Origin of the sequence: Amycolatopsis rhabdoformis (assembly GCF_035918295.1) — a bacterium.
Taxonomy (GTDB): domain Bacteria; phylum Actinomycetota; class Actinomycetes; order Mycobacteriales; family Pseudonocardiaceae; genus Amycolatopsis; species Amycolatopsis rhabdoformis.
In genome coordinates this window covers 8,738,375-8,754,232 of sequence record NZ_CP142149.1, presented here as the reverse complement: position 1 = coordinate 8,754,232, position 15,858 = coordinate 8,738,375, and the positions used below count along the sequence as shown (strand labels likewise).

Annotated in this window: 21 protein-coding genes and 1 tRNA gene; 18 read left to right on the top strand and 4 right to left on the bottom strand. The window is 69.3% G+C overall.

Annotated features, from left to right (window positions below; all coding sequences use genetic code 11):
* Positions 1–5: 5 nt before the first annotated feature.
* Positions 6–743: a helix-turn-helix domain-containing protein gene (locus VSH64_RS40615; protein WP_326568048.1), complete on the bottom strand. Its 738-nt coding sequence runs from the start codon at positions 741–743 to the stop codon at positions 6–8.
* 173 nt (positions 744–916) lie between these two features.
* On the opposite strand from VSH64_RS40615, the gene VSH64_RS40610 reads away from it, so the two are divergent.
* Complete coding sequence (locus tag VSH64_RS40610; protein WP_326568047.1) at positions 917–1,120, top strand: hypothetical protein; 204 nt, start codon at positions 917–919, stop codon at positions 1,118–1,120.
* On the opposite strand, the gene VSH64_RS40605 is transcribed toward VSH64_RS40610, so the two are convergent.
* Positions 1,113–1,436: a GntR family transcriptional regulator gene (locus VSH64_RS40605; protein ID WP_326568046.1), complete on the bottom strand. Its 324-nt coding sequence runs from the start codon at positions 1,434–1,436 to the stop codon at positions 1,113–1,115. The two genes, VSH64_RS40610 and VSH64_RS40605, sit on opposite strands and share 8 nt — an antisense overlap.
* A gap of 112 nt (positions 1,437–1,548) precedes the next feature.
* Here VSH64_RS40605 and VSH64_RS40600 point away from each other — a divergent pair, with 112 nt between their 5' ends.
* From VSH64_RS40600 to VSH64_RS40525, 16 genes are all read left to right on the top strand, one after another.
* Positions 1,549–1,875, top strand: coding sequence for a hypothetical protein (locus VSH64_RS40600; RefSeq protein ID WP_326568045.1), 327 nt, complete (start codon positions 1,549–1,551; stop codon positions 1,873–1,875).
* Positions 1,875–2,207, top strand: a complete 333-nt coding sequence (locus VSH64_RS40595; protein ID WP_326568044.1) for a hypothetical protein — start codon at positions 1,875–1,877, stop codon at positions 2,205–2,207. The genes VSH64_RS40600 and VSH64_RS40595 overlap by 1 nt, the downstream gene beginning before the upstream one ends.
* 14 nt (positions 2,208–2,221) lie before the next feature.
* A complete protein-coding gene (locus VSH64_RS40590; protein ID WP_326568043.1) occupies positions 2,222–2,626 on the top strand; it encodes a hypothetical protein in 405 nt (134 codons plus the stop codon).
* Positions 2,623–3,060, top strand: coding sequence for an RRQRL motif-containing zinc-binding protein (locus tag VSH64_RS40585; RefSeq protein ID WP_326568042.1), 438 nt, complete (start codon positions 2,623–2,625; stop codon positions 3,058–3,060). Before VSH64_RS40590 ends, VSH64_RS40585 begins: the two co-directional genes overlap by 4 nt.
* A gap of 91 nt (positions 3,061–3,151) precedes the next feature.
* Positions 3,152–3,532, top strand: coding sequence for a hypothetical protein (locus VSH64_RS40580; RefSeq protein WP_326568041.1), 381 nt, complete (start codon positions 3,152–3,154; stop codon positions 3,530–3,532).
* Positions 3,529–3,771, top strand: coding sequence for a hypothetical protein (locus tag VSH64_RS40575; protein WP_326568040.1), 243 nt, complete (start codon positions 3,529–3,531; stop codon positions 3,769–3,771). Before VSH64_RS40580 ends, VSH64_RS40575 begins: the two co-directional genes overlap by 4 nt.
* Positions 3,764–4,024 (top strand): hypothetical protein, encoded by a 261-nt coding sequence (locus VSH64_RS40570; protein ID WP_326568039.1) that lies wholly within the window; start codon positions 3,764–3,766, stop codon positions 4,022–4,024. Before VSH64_RS40575 ends, VSH64_RS40570 begins: the two co-directional genes overlap by 8 nt.
* 15 nt (positions 4,025–4,039) lie before the next feature.
* Positions 4,040–4,348, top strand: a complete 309-nt coding sequence (locus VSH64_RS40565; protein WP_326568038.1) for a hypothetical protein — start codon at positions 4,040–4,042, stop codon at positions 4,346–4,348.
* Positions 4,348–5,463, top strand: coding sequence for a hypothetical protein (locus tag VSH64_RS40560; RefSeq protein ID WP_326568037.1), 1,116 nt, complete (start codon positions 4,348–4,350; stop codon positions 5,461–5,463). The genes VSH64_RS40565 and VSH64_RS40560 overlap by 1 nt, the downstream gene beginning before the upstream one ends.
* A 17-nt stretch (positions 5,464–5,480) precedes the next feature.
* Positions 5,481–7,661, top strand: a complete 2,181-nt coding sequence (locus VSH64_RS40555; protein WP_326568036.1) for a zonular occludens toxin domain-containing protein — start codon at positions 5,481–5,483, stop codon at positions 7,659–7,661.
* Between the two features lie 251 nt (positions 7,662–7,912).
* The gene (locus VSH64_RS40550) at positions 7,913–8,932 is read left to right on the top strand and encodes a hypothetical protein (protein WP_326568035.1); all 1,020 of its coding nucleotides are present in this window, start codon (positions 7,913–7,915) and stop codon (positions 8,930–8,932) included.
* A gap of 56 nt (positions 8,933–8,988) precedes the next feature.
* Positions 8,989–9,465: an NUDIX hydrolase gene (locus tag VSH64_RS40545; RefSeq protein WP_326568034.1), complete on the top strand. Its 477-nt coding sequence runs from the start codon at positions 8,989–8,991 to the stop codon at positions 9,463–9,465.
* Between the two features lie 169 nt (positions 9,466–9,634).
* Positions 9,635–10,513, top strand: a complete 879-nt coding sequence (locus VSH64_RS40540; protein WP_326568033.1) for a bifunctional DNA primase/polymerase — start codon at positions 9,635–9,637, stop codon at positions 10,511–10,513.
* The gene (locus VSH64_RS40535; RefSeq protein ID WP_326568032.1) at positions 10,513–11,895 is read left to right on the top strand and encodes a DUF3631 domain-containing protein; all 1,383 of its coding nucleotides are present in this window, start codon (positions 10,513–10,515) and stop codon (positions 11,893–11,895) included. The genes VSH64_RS40540 and VSH64_RS40535 overlap by 1 nt, the downstream gene beginning before the upstream one ends.
* A 183-nt stretch (positions 11,896–12,078) precedes the next feature.
* Positions 12,079–12,267, top strand: coding sequence for a helix-turn-helix transcriptional regulator (locus VSH64_RS40530; protein WP_326568031.1), 189 nt, complete (start codon positions 12,079–12,081; stop codon positions 12,265–12,267).
* Positions 12,267–13,613 carry a tyrosine-type recombinase/integrase gene (locus VSH64_RS40525; protein WP_326568030.1) on the top strand — a complete coding sequence of 449 codons (1,347 nt, stop codon included), beginning with the start codon at positions 12,267–12,269 and terminating at the stop codon, positions 13,611–13,613. Before VSH64_RS40530 ends, VSH64_RS40525 begins: the two co-directional genes overlap by 1 nt.
* 132 nt (positions 13,614–13,745) lie before the next feature.
* Here the strand turns inward: VSH64_RS40525 and VSH64_RS40520 are convergent.
* A tRNA-Tyr gene (locus VSH64_RS40520) sits at positions 13,746–13,827 on the bottom strand.
* A gap of 115 nt (positions 13,828–13,942) precedes the next feature.
* On the opposite strand from VSH64_RS40520, the gene VSH64_RS40515 reads away from it, so the two are divergent.
* Positions 13,943–14,434: a YajQ family cyclic di-GMP-binding protein gene (locus VSH64_RS40515; RefSeq protein WP_326568029.1), complete on the top strand. Its 492-nt coding sequence runs from the start codon at positions 13,943–13,945 to the stop codon at positions 14,432–14,434.
* A gap of 635 nt (positions 14,435–15,069) precedes the next feature.
* On the opposite strand, the gene VSH64_RS40510 is transcribed toward VSH64_RS40515, so the two are convergent.
* Positions 15,070–15,750 carry a hypothetical protein gene (locus tag VSH64_RS40510; protein WP_326568028.1) on the bottom strand — a complete coding sequence of 227 codons (681 nt, stop codon included), beginning with the start codon at positions 15,748–15,750 and terminating at the stop codon, positions 15,070–15,072.
* Between the last annotated feature and the right edge of the window lie 108 nt (positions 15,751–15,858).

The following is a 15,858-nucleotide window of genomic DNA, read 5'->3' as shown; positions in this document are numbered from 1 at the left end:
GATCCCTACGCCTTCTCCGGGACGCCCAGGTCCCAGGTTCGTTCGAACGACCGCATGTAGTGCTCCCACATGTGGCCGTCCGGTCGTCGTTGCAGGTGCATCACCGGGCTTTGCCCTGCCAGGGCACCGAACGCGTGCCCGTTGACGAGCAGATCATCGTCAAATCGGTACAGCGAGTTGTAGAGGATCTCGCCGTGCGTGCGGACCTCGACGCCGTCCAAGTCGACCACGTCCGCGAGGTAACGGCGCATCAGCTGCACGCGGCCTTCGAGACCTCCCGGAGTGCGCTCTTCCACGGCTCGCTGGACAACCGCCTGCGCCGCCTCATCGCCGACGAGCAGCCGGAACCGCACGCCCGCCTTTGCTTTCTGCCGTACCAGCGGAATGAAGTTGTACTGCTCGACGAGGAAGGCGCCCGAGAACACGAGCACGTCCATGCTGTACTGCACGCCGCTTAGCAACGCTTCCCATGCGGCGCCGGTGATCGCGGAACGCGACTCGTACAGGTGGACGAGTTCAGATTCGCTCTGCGCGGGACGGCTGTCTGCGGCGAGCGACGGCCACAGGTCCTCTTCACGACCTCCAAGTACCGCCACGACTTTCTGCCGCGTCGAGCGGTGTGGCACGCGTTCTTTGCCGATCCAGCGGTCGACCGTTTTCCAGTCGACGCCGACCTTGCCGGCCAAGCTGTGAACGTCGAGGTTGGCGGCGAGCATGGCCGTCCGTAGGCGGTCATTGGCCACGTCGTGCTCCCATGGAACGTAGGGACGTTTGGGACGTTTTCGGGGGACGCGAGCGTCTCCTGGGACGTCCGGAAAGATCCCGGGAAATGCGGTTCCGACGTCCCGTGAGCTGCGGTTTTCTTGGTACATACCGCCGAACGGATCGGCTGGAACCGACCGAGAAGGAGCTCACCATGGCCCGCAAGACGACGCCGGTTGTCCAGGAGAAGAGCGGCAACGCACGAGGCAAGATCATCGGCACGTTGCTCGTGCTGGGCCTGCTCGTCGTCGTGATCCGACAGCCGGCAGAGGCCGCCAGCTTCGCCCGTGCGGCGTTCGGATGGCTGGGCAGTGTCGGAGATGCGCTCGCGTCGTTCGGCCACGCCATCGCTAGCTAGCTCCACCTTCGATGCGCTCAAGCCGCGCAGCGAGATCCGCGACTGTTGCTCGCAAATCGCGTAGCTGGGCCTCGACACTGGTCGATTCGTCGGGGATGCCACTGACGAAGACGCCAACCGCGGGAGTGGTCGCCACCCACCCCTCGTCCTGCAGCAACCGGACGGCCTTCTGAGCAGTCGCAAGAGCGACCCCGTGTTGTTCTGCAAGGTCTCGGTTACCTGGAAGCTTGTCGCCCGCCTTCAGGGCTCCGCTCCGAATGTGCTCGCGGATTACCTCAGCTACGCGCTGGTATGCGGCCCCACCGATCGCGTCCATTGGATCAGCGTACCGCTCTGACACACACCGACATAGTTCACTCGAATGGCCGACTTGCAACTGACACATGCTGACCTATGTTGGATTAGGTCAGTCAACGAAAGGAGATCAGATGAGGTCCACACACATCAACCGTCGCCAGCTCGACGCGGCCGGCGCGTTCGTCGACGAGGTCGCCACCGATGGCGTGTTCCCGGACGGCTTGACCGAAGCCGCGATCGACGCCCTGATCGAGCAGGTTGACCTCAACCTGGCCGCGGACGAGTTCGCCGCTGAGGCCGCGTTCCGTTGCGACTTCACCGACCAGCGCCGCGCCAGCCGTGCCCGCCGCCGCGCCGGCCGCGAACTGCTGCGCTCGAGCTACCTGGTCACCGGCTCGCAGCGCCAGGGCAAGACCGCGGTGTTCCGCGCGCTCCTGGTCGAGGGCGAGGCCGCCTGATGACGATCAACGAGCTGGCCGCCCAGTTGCGTGGCCTCATCGACACGATCCCGCGGGATGCCCTGCTCCCGATGGCGGACGAGAACCACGCGCTCAACCGCCTCGCCCAGGCCGACCGCCAGATCACGACCTTGCAGGACCAGGTCACCGCGCTGGTGGGTGGCGGAACCCATCTGGACAACATCCGGCTCAACCTCGGCACTGCCACCGGCGCGGTGGCGCAGGCCCAGGAACACGCCCAGATCGCCAAGGGCGCCGTTGGTGACGCATTGGCCGCGATCGAACGGGCCGCGCTCGCGATGAGCACCGCGGCCGACCACTTCTCGCAGTGAGGACTCCCAGCCCGATGACAACTCGCCTGATCTTTCGGCCCGACGCGGCGGCTCACTCCGCCAAGAACGCGCACACCGCGCCGGGTTCCACCATCCACCCGCAAGACCGCACGGAGGACGCCCAGATGGTAGCCACGCCCCAGGTCGAGCGCACCGCCGCCGACCAGCCGGCCGAACCCACGACCTACACCTACACGCCGCGCGAGCTGAACCGCCTGGTCTCCCGCGAGATCTCCGGGCGGCTGCTGGAGCTGGCGGACATTCTGGCCCGCAACGCCGCGTTCCTGCTCGCCAACGACCAGGTGCCGGCCGAGGTCAAGCGGACCCGCGCCCTGACCTACCTCGACGTGGCCGACCAGCTGCGCAGCGTCGGGCTGGACGAGGTCATCCGCGCCACTCTCTCGGAGGTGGCCCGGTGAACCCCCGCAACCGCAAGCAGCAGGTGACGACGGTGTTCGACGGCCGCACCCACCACGCGTGCTTGTGCCGCGGTTTCCGTGACGGGCTCCCGATGTTCGGCTGGGGCGAGGCCCCCTCGACCCTGCTCACCCGCGCCCAGTTGCGCGAGGCCGGGTTGCGCCCGAACGGTCAGGACCCGGTGGCGCTGCTCGTGTTCCGCCACGTCAAGCCCTACGCCCACGAAACCGTGGCGGAGCTGTTCTCCGTCGAGCGCGCCGCGCTCAAGCGCACTGCGACCCCGGCGCAGTTGGTTGCGCTGTCTCGCGCGATGGACGCCCGCCGCGTGTGCGTCGACTGCGGAGTGGTCCAGGAGCAGTGCGTGCCGACCTCGACCCGCCAGTGCGGCACCTGCGAGGACACCGCCATGGCCGACCAGATCGGGGTGGCCGCGTGAGCGACTCCGGCGTCTACCACGACCTCGTGCAGTCCCAGCAGGAAGAGCTCGACCGCGCCCGCCGGGAAGCCGACCGCCAGGAGGGAAACCGATGACTGACTACCTCAAGTTCGAGGCCGCCCACGCCACGGCCGCCGGCATCACGGGGATCAACAACGAGCTGGCCGTGGGTGACCTGCGGGTCTCGCTGCCGCGGCCGTTCGTGCCGATCGGCGGTGACCTCGCGGTCGGCCCGGTGATCGAGGCGGTGAGCAACGGCCTGCTCATCCGCACGGACCGCTGGACCGCGATGAACCTGGACCCCTACGCCACCGGCGTGCTGCCGCTGACGATTGCGAGTCAGGCCACGGCCGCCGCGGTGGCCCGCGAGTTCGATGCGGACCCGACCATCACGTGGACCTCACGGGCCGCCGATGTGCTGGCCTGGTGCCAGCGCTGGGTGACCCGCCAGAACGGCGGTGGCCAGTCGTGAGCACCTTCGACGTGCTGTCCCGCTACGGCACCCTCGCCCTGATCCGCCACGCGGTCACCGTGCTGCTGTTCCTGCTGCTGCACCTGGTCCGGATCCCGATCGTGCTGATCGCCCGGGTCCTGGAGGGCGTCATGGGCGAGCTGGACCGCTACGCCACTGCCCAGGCCTCGCGCGAGCCCCGAGGTCCCATCAACCAGTTCTTCCCCCACGAGAGCACCCGGGAGGCCCGCCATGCGTAAGCGCCGCGAGAACCGCACGTGGATGGAGTGGCACCACCAGGCCTACTGCGAAGCCGTCGCGTGGGAAGCGCAGGCCACGTTGCGCGGGCACGCCTTGCAGGTCGCCGGCCTCATCGCCCTGGTCCTGTTCTTCCCGACCGCGTGGGTGGTGCTGCCCGCCGGCGCCTACGGCATCTGGCTGGCCGTGAGCGCGGTGAAGACCTCGCTTCTGCTGGCCAAGGCCCGCGCCGGCCGCATCTACCCGCCCCGCTGAACGGAGGTGACCGTCATGACCGCTCGACACACCTGCACCCGCACCGAAGCCGCCACCACCTGGATCGCCTGGCACTTCGCGGAACTGCTCGCCGTGGCCGCCCCGCTGCTGCTCGGCTGGCTGGTCGCTGGCTGGCTCGCCCTGGCCTCCGTGGCGACGGCCGCGGCGTGGGGCGTGCACGAGCTGCACACCCGCCGTGCCCCCGCCGAGCTGCCCGCCGGGCCGGCGCCGCGGCAGATCACCAGCCACAGCAACGGAAGCACCGACCAGACCACCGCGTCGGCCCCGGCCGGCGACCACGACGCGAACAGGGAGCGTGCGTGATGAGCACCTACGCCGACAACCGGCGCGCCGACCGCGCCGCCGACGCCGAGCAGCGCCGCGCCGACGCCGCCGCCAAGCTCGACCGGACCCTGACCGCCGCCGCCGCGCAAGCCACGCAGCGTCGGGCGGACGAAGACGCTGCCGCGGCCCGGGCCGCCCAGCACCGGGCCGACCGTAAGGCAGCTCGAGCCGCGGCGCTCGCCACGGCCGCGGGGTGGCTGTCCGAGCACCGCGTGCGCCTGCCGATCTACCTGCTCGCGGTGGTGTCCGCGGTCATGGCCGTGCCGGCGATGTCGGACTACGGCGTGGGCGTCTACCGGACGCTGACCGGCGGGTTGCTGCCGGCGCTGTCCGAGCTGGGGATGTGGGCGTTTGCGGTCGCGGTCGAGGTCTCGCGGCATCGCCACCCGCAGCGCCCGGTGTGGACGTTGCAGGTGGGGGTGTGGCTGTTCGCCGGCACCGGCGCGGCGCTCAACGTGCTGCACGGCATCGGCCGCGGCTGGAACGTCGCCGTGGTCATGGGGATCGTGTCCGTGGCCGGGGTGATCGCCCACCAGATCGCCGTGGCCGCTCCGCGTCGCTCTCGTGCCGAGCGAGACGCCGCGAAGATCGAGCGCCACGCCACCCGCAAGATCGCCCGGGTCCGCACCGCTGCGGTGCGCCACGCGGTCGCCGAAATCGACCGAGACGGGGCCGCGCGGCTGGTGTTCGCCCCGGGCCGCTACACCCTCACCCGCCACCACGGCCGCACCCACCTCGTCGCCGCGATCGAGACCAGCGACTACGTCGGGGACGTGCTCGCCGACGAGGTCACCGCATGGCTCGCCATGCAGGACCGACCCGCCGACCAGGTCGAAGACGACCCGATCGCCGACGCGGCGGTGCAGACCCTCGACCTGCCCTCTGACCAGCGCAAGTCCACCCCGACCCCGGCCAGCCACCCGGCGCCGAAGGTCCGCACGTTCGAGATGGCCCGTGACGACTTCTACGCCGCGCTGGCCGACCCGGCGATCGAGATGAACCCGACTTCGGCCACCTCGATCCGCACCACGCTCCGCTGCAAAGCCGAGTGGGCCCGCAAGTTCCGCGACGAGTACAAGGCCGACCACCAGTGACCCGGGAGGACACCACCATGGACACCGACAACACCACCCCGGCCGCCGGCGAGCTGGCCACCGTGCACCACCTGCCGACCCGCACCGACGAGGGGATCGAGCCCGACGAGGTGCTCACCGAGCAGGAGTTCCAGGCGCGCATGACGGAGAAGGCGCTCGCGCAAGCCCGCTGGGCCGCCTACCGCAACGACGTCGTCGTAGCCGCCCGCACGGCGAAGCGGGTCGTCAAGCACGACCGCACCAAGACCGCGTTCCGCCACGGCGTGGCCTACCCGACCGCCGGCGCCAAGATCGTCGTGCGCCGCTGGCGCGACGCCCACGGCGCGAACCGCTACGAACGGCAGATGCGTGCGGCCGAAGCCGCCGGCGATCAGGAAATGCTGCGCTACTGGCAGGAAGCTGACGTCGCGGAGAAGCAGCGCCGCCACGACCGGGTCCAGGAGTGGATGACCGCCCCGGGCAAGGTCATCAAGGCCGCCGTCATCGGACTGCTCGGACTGGCCGCCCTGCTGCTCGCGCTCGGCATCGTGCTGGCCATCAAGAACGGCGACATCAGCGACGTGCTCGCGCCGATCGGCGCGGTCCTCGACGCGATCGCATTCACCGTGTGGTTCCTGACCTCCTATGGCGTGTTTCTGCTGGTCGGCGGCACCGTGCTCGCGGTCGGCTACCTGTATCAGACGGGCCGGACCCACGGGAACGTGCCGCAGTGGCTCGCCCCGGCGGTCGAGGCGGACTCGATGGATGAGCTGCCCGACGAGAACACGATCTTGAACGCGCTGAAGAACCTGAACATCACGGGGTTCAACCGCGCGATGAAGGAGGGGTGGCGGATCAAGTTCATCACCCCGCCGCACGTGGACGGCAAGGGCTGGCGCACGCAGATCGCGCTGCCCCCGGCGTGCCCGGTCGAGGAGATCGTGAAGCGCAAGACCACGTTGGCGCACAACCTGGTCCGCTACCCGCGTGAGGTGTGGCCGACCGAACCGCAACCGTCCATGTTGGACCTGTGGGTGGCCAAGCCCGGTGCCCTGTCCGGGCCGGTCGACCCGTGGCCGCTGCTGGACGACCTCGACAACGCGCAGGCCGACTACTTCGCCGGCGTCCCGGTCGGCGTGACGCTCAAGGGCGACGTGGTCCGTGGCCGGCTGAACGAGGCGAACTACGCCCTGGGCGGCATTATGGGCTCGGGCAAGTCCACCATGGCGATCAACCTGGTGTCGGGTGCGATGCTCGATCCGCTGGCCGAAATCGACGTCGTGGTGATGGCCGAAAACGCTGACTACGAACCGATGAAGCCGCGGCTGCGCTCCCTGACCACCGGTGCCAACGAGGACACCGTGGACGCGTGCCTGAACCTGCTCTACGAGCTGTACGACGACCTGTCGGTGCGGGGCAAGCTCATCAAGGCCGACGGCACCGAGCGCTCGGTCACCCGGGAACTGGCCGAAAAGGACGCTCGCCTGCGCCCCCGGGTCGTGGTGATCGACGAGTGCCAGAACCTGTTCATGGGCAAGGACGGCAAGAAAGCCATTGAGGTCGCGTCCAAGCTCATGAGCACCGCCCGCAAGTACGCGATCACCCTGATTTTCCTCACGCCGGAACCGTCGAAGGACGCGCTGCCGCGCAAGATCACCTCGGTGGCCAGCAACAAGGCGTGCTTCGCGATCGGCGACCAGATGGCCAACGACGCCGTGCTCGGCACCGGGTCTTACAAGGCCGGGATCTCCGCAGTGGGGCTCACCCCGAAGACCGACGAAGGCCCCGGCGACGTCGGCACCTGCATGGCCCGCGGCTTCACCGCGCAGCCCGGCCTGCTGCGCAGCTTCTACATCAGCCCCGAGCAGGCCGCCAAGGTCACCAAGCGCGCGATGGAACTGCGCGCACAGGTCGCGCCGGCCGCCGCGCCGGTCACGGTCCGCGCCGAACGCGTCGACCACCTCGCCGACATCGCGAGCGTGCTCGGCACCGAAGCGCGGATGCGGACCCAGGAAGTCCTGCACGGCCTCACGCAACTCGACGCCAGCACCTACACCAGCTGGACGTTCGGCGACTTGCAGGAGGCGCTGCCCGAGTCAGCGAAGCCCTACAAGACCGGCGGCACCATGCAGGTGTCCGCGGCCCGCGTCCGCGACGCGATCGCAGAGCGTGATGAAAGCGCGGCGCTCGACGCCGACGAGGACGAGGGAGCCGAGTGAGGGAGGCACCGAATCCCGGGGAGTTCTCCCTCACCGCCTCCCCGGGCCCCGCCTCCCTCACCTGAACTGCGAGGACAACCGCTAAGGGAGGCCGGGGAGCCGCTCCCCGGACCCTTGTCACCCACCGAAAACCCACTTTCACACCGCGTGACGCGGGTCCCTCCCCGGACACCCCGCTACCTGACCCATGCCGAAAACAGGCACACACAGTAACCACGTCCACAGGGACGTGACACCGACGGGAGCACCGCATGTGCCGCTCATCTGCTGGAGGAGGCCGCCGCTGTACCGGGGGAGCGAGCCGATCCCGCGCCCACGCCGCCATCCGCCAACGCGTCTCCCGCGCCCGCCGCGCCGTCGCCGACGCCACCGCGGCCGGCGACTCCGACGCCGTGACCAGCGCCAACACCCGACTCGCCGAAGCCAAAGAGGCCCTGACCGCCCACAACACCGCCCACCAGGCCGAGCAGGAGACCCGCATGGACACCCCCGAGCAGCCCACCCCGCAACCGCCCACCGCGAACACCGCTGGCCAGACCGGGGACGTGACACCCGCCAAGGCGACCCCGTCCACTCCGAACACCCCGCCCGCGCCGAAAACCCCGAAGCGCAAGGCGAAGCAGGCCACCAGCCGCCGGCAGCCCCGCAAGGGCAGCGGCACCCGTCGCCGGCGCTCGCAGTCCGACGTGGTCGTGCACCCCCGCTCGACGAACCCGCCGGCGACCACCGAGCCGAACGCCCACCGGTCCGAGCAGTACGAGTTCCGTGCGCTCTGGCAGTCGTTCAAGGCACCGGAAGCCCGCGCAGCCAAGGCGTCCACTCCGGACGCCCCGCCGCCGGCACCCGAGAACCGCCAGGCCCCGCACGGCGAGCCGCACAGCGACACCAGTGCGCAGGACCCGCACGAGCAGGCCACCAGCGACCAGCCGCGGGTCACCGACTACACCGCGCCCGACGGGACGCGCTTCACCAACTACGCCGCGCCGGGCGCGACCGTCGGCGCCCAGATCGGCGTCATGCACGGCCCGACCACCTTCACCTCCGGCAGCGACTTCGACCCGTTCCGCGGCCCCGGCAGCAACACCACCACCTCCGGCAGCGACTTCGACCCGTTCCGCGGCCCCGGCAGCAACACCACCACCTCCGACCCGCGCCCCGAGCGCGAGCGGCCCACGGGCGACTCGCGCACCACCGCCAGCGGCAACGACTACGTCGAGCAGCAGATCGGGATCCAGTACGGCCCCACCTTCCACGGCAAGAGCAGCCAGTGAAAACCCCTGCACCGCACGGGGACGTGACACCAACCACCCAGAAGGGAACCGATGTGATGGCCGACAACCACGACACCGTCGAAATGGCCCGCCTCACCGGCGACGTCGTCGCGTTCGCGCAGCGGGCCGGCATCTGGCACGTGCTGCTGATCATGCGCCGCTGGAACCCGTTCGAGGGCTACTGGGCTCTCCCGGGCGGGCACGTCGAGCCCGGCGAGACCTTCCGTGAAGCCGCGGTGCGCGAGTTCACCGAAGAAGCCGGTCTGCTGGTCGAGCGGTTCGGCGAAGTCGGCGTGTACGACAAGCCCGGCCGTGACCCGCGGGGCCGCTACGTGACCGGCGCGTTCTGGACCGTGCTGCACACCCTCGTGCCACCGACCGCCGGCGACGACGCACGGCTCGCCCGGTGGCTGCCGCTCGCGTGGGTCCTGCGCAACCGCGAGCGGATCGCATTCGACCACCCCCGCATCATCACCGACGCCGCCCGCTGCGTCGACCTGCCCACCACCCCGGGACCGGAGGAAACCCGATGAGCCGCGAACCCAAGACACCCGTGCACCGGGGAGCCAAGTCCTGGTGGACCGGGAAAGTCACCACGTTGTGCGGGCTCGTGTTCGAGCCCGGCAGGGCCAAAACCCCCTGGTTCACCAACCCCGCGTGCCCCGCCTGCGAAGCCATCCACCACCAAGCGAAGAAGGGTCGGTGACCATCGTGGACTCCACGAATCCGTTCCAAGCCTGGTCGCTCTACCTCGCCGCGATGGGCTGGCCCGTGTTCCCGCTCGTGCCGCTGCGCAAGCAACCGGCGGTGCGGGACTGGGAAAACCGCGCCACCACCGACCCCGCCCGTATCCGCCGCTGTTGGGACGAGGGCGACTTCTGGAACGTCGCCGTCGCCACCGGTCCGGCCGGGCTGGTGGTGGTCGACCTCGACCAGCCCAAGCCCGGGCAGTCCGGCCCGGACGGCGCGACGGCGCTGACCGAGCTTGCCGAGCTGCGCGGGGGGCCGCTGCCCGCGACCTACACCGTGACCACGCCGTCGGGTGGCCGGCACCTGTACTACCTCGCGCCGGCTGGAACCCACCTGCGCAGCAGTGCCGGCCAGCTCGCCTCGCGCGTCGACGTCCGGGCCCACGGCGGGTACGTGGTGGGCCCGGGGTCGGTCACCGACGTTGGCGGATGGGAGCTGTGCGACGACACGGACCCGGTCGAGCTGCCGGGGTGGTTGGTCCAGGCGTGCGCCGAACGTGCGTCTACGGCGATCTCAGCGCCGCGTGAGATCCACGCTGCCGATCCGAACCGGTACGGGATGGCCGCACTCGCCGGTGAGTGCGACCGCGTCCGTACGGCCGCGCCAGAGCAGCACAACGCGGTGCTCTCGTCCGCGGCCTACACGATCGGCCGCAAGCTCGGTGCCGAACTGATCGACCACGCCACGGCGCGCACCGAGCTGACCGCCGCGGCTGGCCACATGGTCGCCGCGTCGTGCGAGTGCACCCAGCGCGAAGTCACCCGCGTAATCGCCGCTGGGCTGACCGCCGGCGCTCGCAACCCCGTAGCCCGTCGAGGAAAGGCAGCCTAATGACCACTGTGGACAGCACCGTGTCCGCGATCGACGCGGCGATCGGTGCACCCGTTGCCGCCGAAGGTGGCGGCGCGTGCTGTCAGTGCGGCCGCGCGCTCGACGCCTCACCCTCCGACGACTTCTGCTCGGAGAACTGCCAGAACGTCTGGCGCGCGGCCCACGCCACCACGGTGCCCGGGTTCGAGGTGCTCGATCGGGTGCGGGACTTCGTGTTGCGGTTCAACGCGTTCCCGTCGGCGCACTGCGCTCCTATGCTCGCGCTCTGGTACGCCCACACCCACGCCGTGGACCACTTCTACGTCACGCCGCGCCTCATCCTGTCCAGCGTCGAACCCGGCAGCGGCAAGACCCGGGTCCTCGAGGTCGCCCAGCACCTCGTGCGGGCCCCCGAGATGACCATCTCCGCTACCACCGCGGCGCTGTTCCGGATGGTCAACGACGGGCCGATCACGATCCTGTTCGACGAGGTAGACACGATCTTCAACCCGAAGAACGGCGGCAACAACGAAGACCTGCGTGGCCTGCTCAACGCGGGATACAAGCGGTCGGCCACCATCGCGCGCTGCGTTGGCGACGCCCGTGCGATGAAGGTGCAGCGCTTCCCGGTCTACGCGCCGGCGGCGCTGGCCGGGATCGCCGGGAACATGCCCGACACCATCACCACCCGCGCGATCACGATCCACATGCGCCGCCGCCGCGCCGATGAGGAGGTCGAGGAGTTTTGGGAGGAGGACGTGGAGGTCGAGGCCGTGCCGCTGCGTGAGCAGCTCGCCGCCTGGATCGGCACCGTCACCGACAAGGTCAGCCGCGGCCGGCCCGACATGCCCGAAGGTGTGCGGGACCGTGCAGCCGAGATCTGGCGGCCGTTGATCGCCATCGCGGACGCCGCCGGCGACCACTGGCCCGACACCGCCCGGGCGGCCTGCTCGCACTTCGTCGCCGCGGCCGGCGTCGACCGCAACGGCGGCGGACTGCGCATCCGCCTGCTCTCCGACCTCCGGGACCTGTTCACGACGCGCGCCGTCACCGAGCTGCCGACCGCCGAAATCCTCACCGCGCTCTGTGAGCTCGACGAAGCACCGTGGGGAGACCTCGACGGCCACGGCAAGGTACTCGACTCCCGCCGGCTGGCGAAAGAACTCGAGCCCTACGGGATCCGGTCGAAGAACGTGCGGATGCCTGGCGGCAAGGTCCCGAAGGGCTATCGAGTCGACGGTGACGGCGGGCTCGCCGACGCGTGGAGCCGCTACCTGCCCGCAAGCGCTACGTCCGCTACAGCCGCTACACCGCAGGTCAGGGGCGTAGCGGACACCGAAGCCGTAGCGGACGCATCCGCTACACCCGCTCCGAGCGACCCGCCGGCGCCAACCGAGCTGTAGCGGATACGAGCGCTACGGCCCCTGTATCCGCTACGTCCTGACCAGGCACGTAGCGGCTGTAGCGGACGTAGCGGACCAGCCCAGCCAGTTCCCGTAGCGGTCAGCCGCTACCGATCCCAGGAGAGGCACCCGTGTTCATCGCGCTCTACGCCACCGCCAGCACCGCGCGAGAGGACCCACGAAATGGCCGCCCAACGCCACAGCCTCACCGTCAACGCCGTGTGCGCTGAACTCGACATCTCACGTCGGACTTTCTACGAATGGCGTGCCAAGGGCCGCGCGCCCCGCTGCATCAAATTGCCGAACGGATCACTTCGGGTCCGGCAAATCGACTTCGAGAACTGGCTTGAGTCCTGTGAGGAGGCTGCCTAATGGCGACGACGTTCGAGGTGAAGATCTGGGAAATCGAGTCCCGCGTGGGCAAGACCAAGACGACGTACCGCGTGCGTTGGCTGGTGGCCGAGGAGAGGTTCGGCAAGACGTTCGATGGCGAGCGGCTCGCCAAGGCGTTCCGCTCGAAGCTCGTGGCCGCGGCATCAGAGGGTCAGGCATTCGACACGCGCGAGGGCCTCCCGGTCTCCATGCTGCGCGCACAGCGCTCCATGTCGTTCTTCAAATGCGCGTGCGCATACATCGATATGAAGTGGCCCGACGCGTCGCCGAAGTACCGCGCGTCCCTGGCCGAATCGATGATGATCGCCACCATCCCCATGCTCAAACGCGAGTACGACGGCGACACACGCGTCCTGCGCAAGGCGCTGAAAACCGCGTTCAACACGAAGCACCGAGACGACGAGCAGACAGCGGAGATCCGACACACGCTGAACTTCGTCGAGAAGGCCAGTCGGAACACGGCGGACTTGGAGAAGCCCGACGTGCTTCGGGCGGTTCTGCGAGCACTAGCACTCAAGATGGACGGCGAGGAGGCTGCGCGCAACACGATCCGAATTCGACGTACCGCTCTCGGGGAGCTCATCGACTACGCCGTGGTCGAACTCAAGACGCTCGCGTCGAACCCCCTCGACGAAGTCAAGGTGAAGAAGCAGAAGTTCGTGTTGCACGAGGTCGACCCCAAATCCGTCGTGAACCCGGTCCAGGCGCGCATGCTGATCGCAGCCGCACCGCCGCGACTCAAGGCTTTCTTCGGCGCCATGTATTACGCGGCGCTTCGCCCGGAGGAGGCCGCCCAGCTCAAGATTGCGGACTTGACGCTTCCGGAATCGGGCTGGGGTGACATCCATTTGAAGGGCGCGCGCCCGGAAGTCAGTGGCGAGTGGACCGACAGCGGCAACCCGTCCGAGGAAGGCCCGTTGAAGCACCGCCCGGCGGACCACGGCAGGACGGCACCGAGCCCTCCGGAACTCACGGAGCTGCTTCACAACCACATCAACACCTTTGGCACAGCAGCGGACGGCCGGCTGTTTCGAGGGGAGCGCGACGGCGGTCGCCTCGGCAGCACCGTCTACGGCCGCGCGTGGGCGCGCTGTAGGGAGGCCGTGTTCACGGCGGAAGTCGCTGCGAGCGCGCTTGGCAAGCGCCCGTATGACTTGCGCCACGCAGCTGTCTCGACGCAGCTCGCCGCCGGCGTCGAACCGACCCGCGTGGCGAAGTGGGCGGGGCACAGCTTGGCCGTGTTGCTGCGCGTCTACGCGAAGTGTCTCGACGGGGGTGAGCAGGCCGCCCGGGACCGCCTGACGAAGGCGCTCGGTGGTGCGTAGGCCCGGGAATCCCGCGGGGGCGAATAGGGGGCGGACAACCGTCACGGGCTACCTACGTCCGCACACAGTCGCACAAGACAAGATCGCCCCCGTGACCTGTTCATGCTGGTCACGGGGGCGATTTGGCTGGTGTGGCAGGTGAGGGATTCGAACCCCCGAAGGCTGAGCCGTCTGATTTACAGTCAGATCCCTTTGGCCGCTTGGGTAACCTGCCATGGCCGGGTGACCGGCCGGGTAGAAGGATACCCAACGGCCCGACCCGGGGATCAACCGGGTGGCAGGGGCTAGGCTGGTGGCCCCTGACGAGCGAGTACGAGGTGTGAGGACACGTGGCGGATCCCTCTTTCGACGTGGTGAGCAAGGTCGACCGCCAGGAGGTGGACAACGCCCTGAACCAGGCGAGCAAGGAGCTGGGCACCCGGTTCGACTTCCGGGGCACCGGGACGAGCATCGAGTGGTCCGGTGAGGAAGCGCTCACGATCGAGTCGGAGACCGAGGAGCGGGCGTTGGCCGCCGTGGAGGTCTTCAAGGAGAAGCTGATCAAGCGCAACATCTCGCTGAAGGCGTTCGAGGCCGGCGAGCCCGCGCTGTCCGGCAAGATCTACAAGATCGGCGGCAAGATCCTGCAGGGCATCGCGTCGGACAAGGCGAAGCAGATCGCCAAGTTCATCCGCGACGAAGGCCCGAAGGGCGTCCAGGCGCAGATCCAGGGTGATCAGCTGCGGGTGTCGGGCAAGAAGAAGGATCAGCTGCAGGATGTGATCGCTCTGTTGAAGGGCAAGGATTTCGAGATCGCGTTGCAGTTCACGAACTACCGCTGACGCACTGACCGCGGCCCGCACCTCGGCGTGAGAGCTGCGTCACGGTCCTACCGCGACTGCCGCGACGCGGTAGCCGAGAGTGGGGCCGCCGCGGGGCGATCAGCCGGGAGTGGAGCCGCGCCTCGAAGTCCGGATGAGCTTCGACGGCGGCGATGAGGTCCGGGAAGCCGCTGAGGTGGGTGGCCGTGAGGTCCCAGTTCGGGCAGAGGAACCCGGACTGGTCGTCCGGCCCGATGTTGCCGGGGGTCGAGCAGGCCGGTGGAATCCCGCCGGGGTCCGCGGCAGACGGTGAGGTCTCTGGGCCGCCCCGTGAGTTCGGTCGAGAAGCCGTAGGCGTAGTAAGCGAAGCACTGCTCGGACGTCGATCCACTGTGGTGGGATGCCGGTGGTTTCCTCGTCGAGGTCGGCGGTGATGCCGGGCAGCGCGAGGGGCGGCACGCGGCCGTCGGCGATCGGCTGCCGGTACGCGTCGTCGGCGGAGAGCGCCGGGGAAGTGCGCGGGTGTTCCCACATCGCGTGCAGGATCCAGACGGACGCCGGCCAGCAGTCCGGGTGGTAGCCGAGCGCGGCCTCCCGCTCGCCGCGACCGGAGAGCCACGCCAGTTCCAGGGCCGCCTCCCGAATCGGCAGCTCCTTTACGAAGCCGTCAACGTCCATGAGCTTTCGTACGCCTCCACCTCCACCAGCGTCGGGCCGGTCACCGGGAAGTCGATGGTCGTGGCGTCGATCTCGTTGACCGGGAGGTCCATGGTGCCGTCGCGTTGGACCCAGACGGCGGAGTGGCCCCGTGAGGCCGTGTGGAACTGGGCGTGGGTGATGCCGGCGGGGATGGCCAGTACGGCGTCGCCCTTGGCCGAGTAGGGCTTGCCCGGGGTGATGGTCGGGAGGGTGCGGTGGTCGGTGATGGTGGCGGTCCACGAGGAGTTCGCGGTGATCGTGAGGGTGCGGGTGGGGTCGCGGCCTTCGATGGCGTTGAACCAGACCGTGCCGTGGTACTTGCCGATGGCGTTGATGAGCGAGAACTCGTCGCCGTCGGTGTGGACGAAGATGTTGGAGTCGCAGTGGGGGCAGTCGAAGGTGAGGTAGCCGGGGACGTCGGTGGGCCAGGCCAGGGCCACGGTGGCGTTGCCCTTGCCGGTGTGGGTCTCCGTCGGGGCTTCCAGGCGACGCGGGGGCGGCGGTGGCGAAGAAGACGTAGCCGGGTGGAAGGTCGATGACCCCAGGATCACGCCGCTGCCCGAAGGCGCGACGCTGCACGACGCCGTGAGCAGGCCGGCCAGCACCAACGCGGCAACACGCCCGCGGACGCGCGTCATCACACATTCCCCCTCGTGAGCCGCCGCGCGGCCCTCAGGTGATCTTTCGTCACCCTTTGCCGTTGCGTTACCTCAGCTTGCCACCCGATCGGGCGGACGAAACCCCTC

Bases quoted from the DNA above. Each gene is read 5' to 3' on its own strand.
- VSH64_RS40610 (WP_326568047.1), top strand. From the start codon at position 917: ATGGCCCGCAAGACGACGCCGGTTGTCCAGGAGAAGAGCGGCAACGCA.
- VSH64_RS40605 (WP_326568046.1), bottom strand. From the start codon at position 1,436: ATGGACGCGATCGGTGGGGCCGCATACCAGCGCGTAGCTGAGGTAATC.
- VSH64_RS40600 (WP_326568045.1), top strand. From the start codon at position 1,549: ATGAGGTCCACACACATCAACCGTCGCCAGCTCGACGCGGCCGGCGCG.
- VSH64_RS40595 (WP_326568044.1), top strand. From the start codon at position 1,875: ATGACGATCAACGAGCTGGCCGCCCAGTTGCGTGGCCTCATCGACACG.
- VSH64_RS40590 (WP_326568043.1), top strand. From the start codon at position 2,222: ATGACAACTCGCCTGATCTTTCGGCCCGACGCGGCGGCTCACTCCGCC.
- VSH64_RS40580 (WP_326568041.1), top strand. From the start codon at position 3,152: ATGACTGACTACCTCAAGTTCGAGGCCGCCCACGCCACGGCCGCCGGC.
- VSH64_RS40570 (WP_326568039.1), top strand. From the start codon at position 3,764: ATGCGTAAGCGCCGCGAGAACCGCACGTGGATGGAGTGGCACCACCAG.
- VSH64_RS40565 (WP_326568038.1), top strand. From the start codon at position 4,040: ATGACCGCTCGACACACCTGCACCCGCACCGAAGCCGCCACCACCTGG.
- VSH64_RS40560 (WP_326568037.1), top strand. From the start codon at position 4,348: ATGAGCACCTACGCCGACAACCGGCGCGCCGACCGCGCCGCCGACGCC.
- VSH64_RS40555 (WP_326568036.1), top strand. From the start codon at position 5,481: ATGGACACCGACAACACCACCCCGGCCGCCGGCGAGCTGGCCACCGTG.
- VSH64_RS40550 (WP_326568035.1), top strand. From the start codon at position 7,913: ATGTGCCGCTCATCTGCTGGAGGAGGCCGCCGCTGTACCGGGGGAGCG.
- VSH64_RS40545 (WP_326568034.1), top strand. From the start codon at position 8,989: ATGGCCGACAACCACGACACCGTCGAAATGGCCCGCCTCACCGGCGAC.
- VSH64_RS40535 (WP_326568032.1), top strand. From the start codon at position 10,513: ATGACCACTGTGGACAGCACCGTGTCCGCGATCGACGCGGCGATCGGT.
- VSH64_RS40530 (WP_326568031.1), top strand. From the start codon at position 12,079: ATGGCCGCCCAACGCCACAGCCTCACCGTCAACGCCGTGTGCGCTGAA.
- VSH64_RS40525 (WP_326568030.1), top strand. From the start codon at position 12,267: ATGGCGACGACGTTCGAGGTGAAGATCTGGGAAATCGAGTCCCGCGTG.
- VSH64_RS40510 (WP_326568028.1), bottom strand. From the start codon at position 15,750: ATGACGCGCGTCCGCGGGCGTGTTGCCGCGTTGGTGCTGGCCGGCCTG.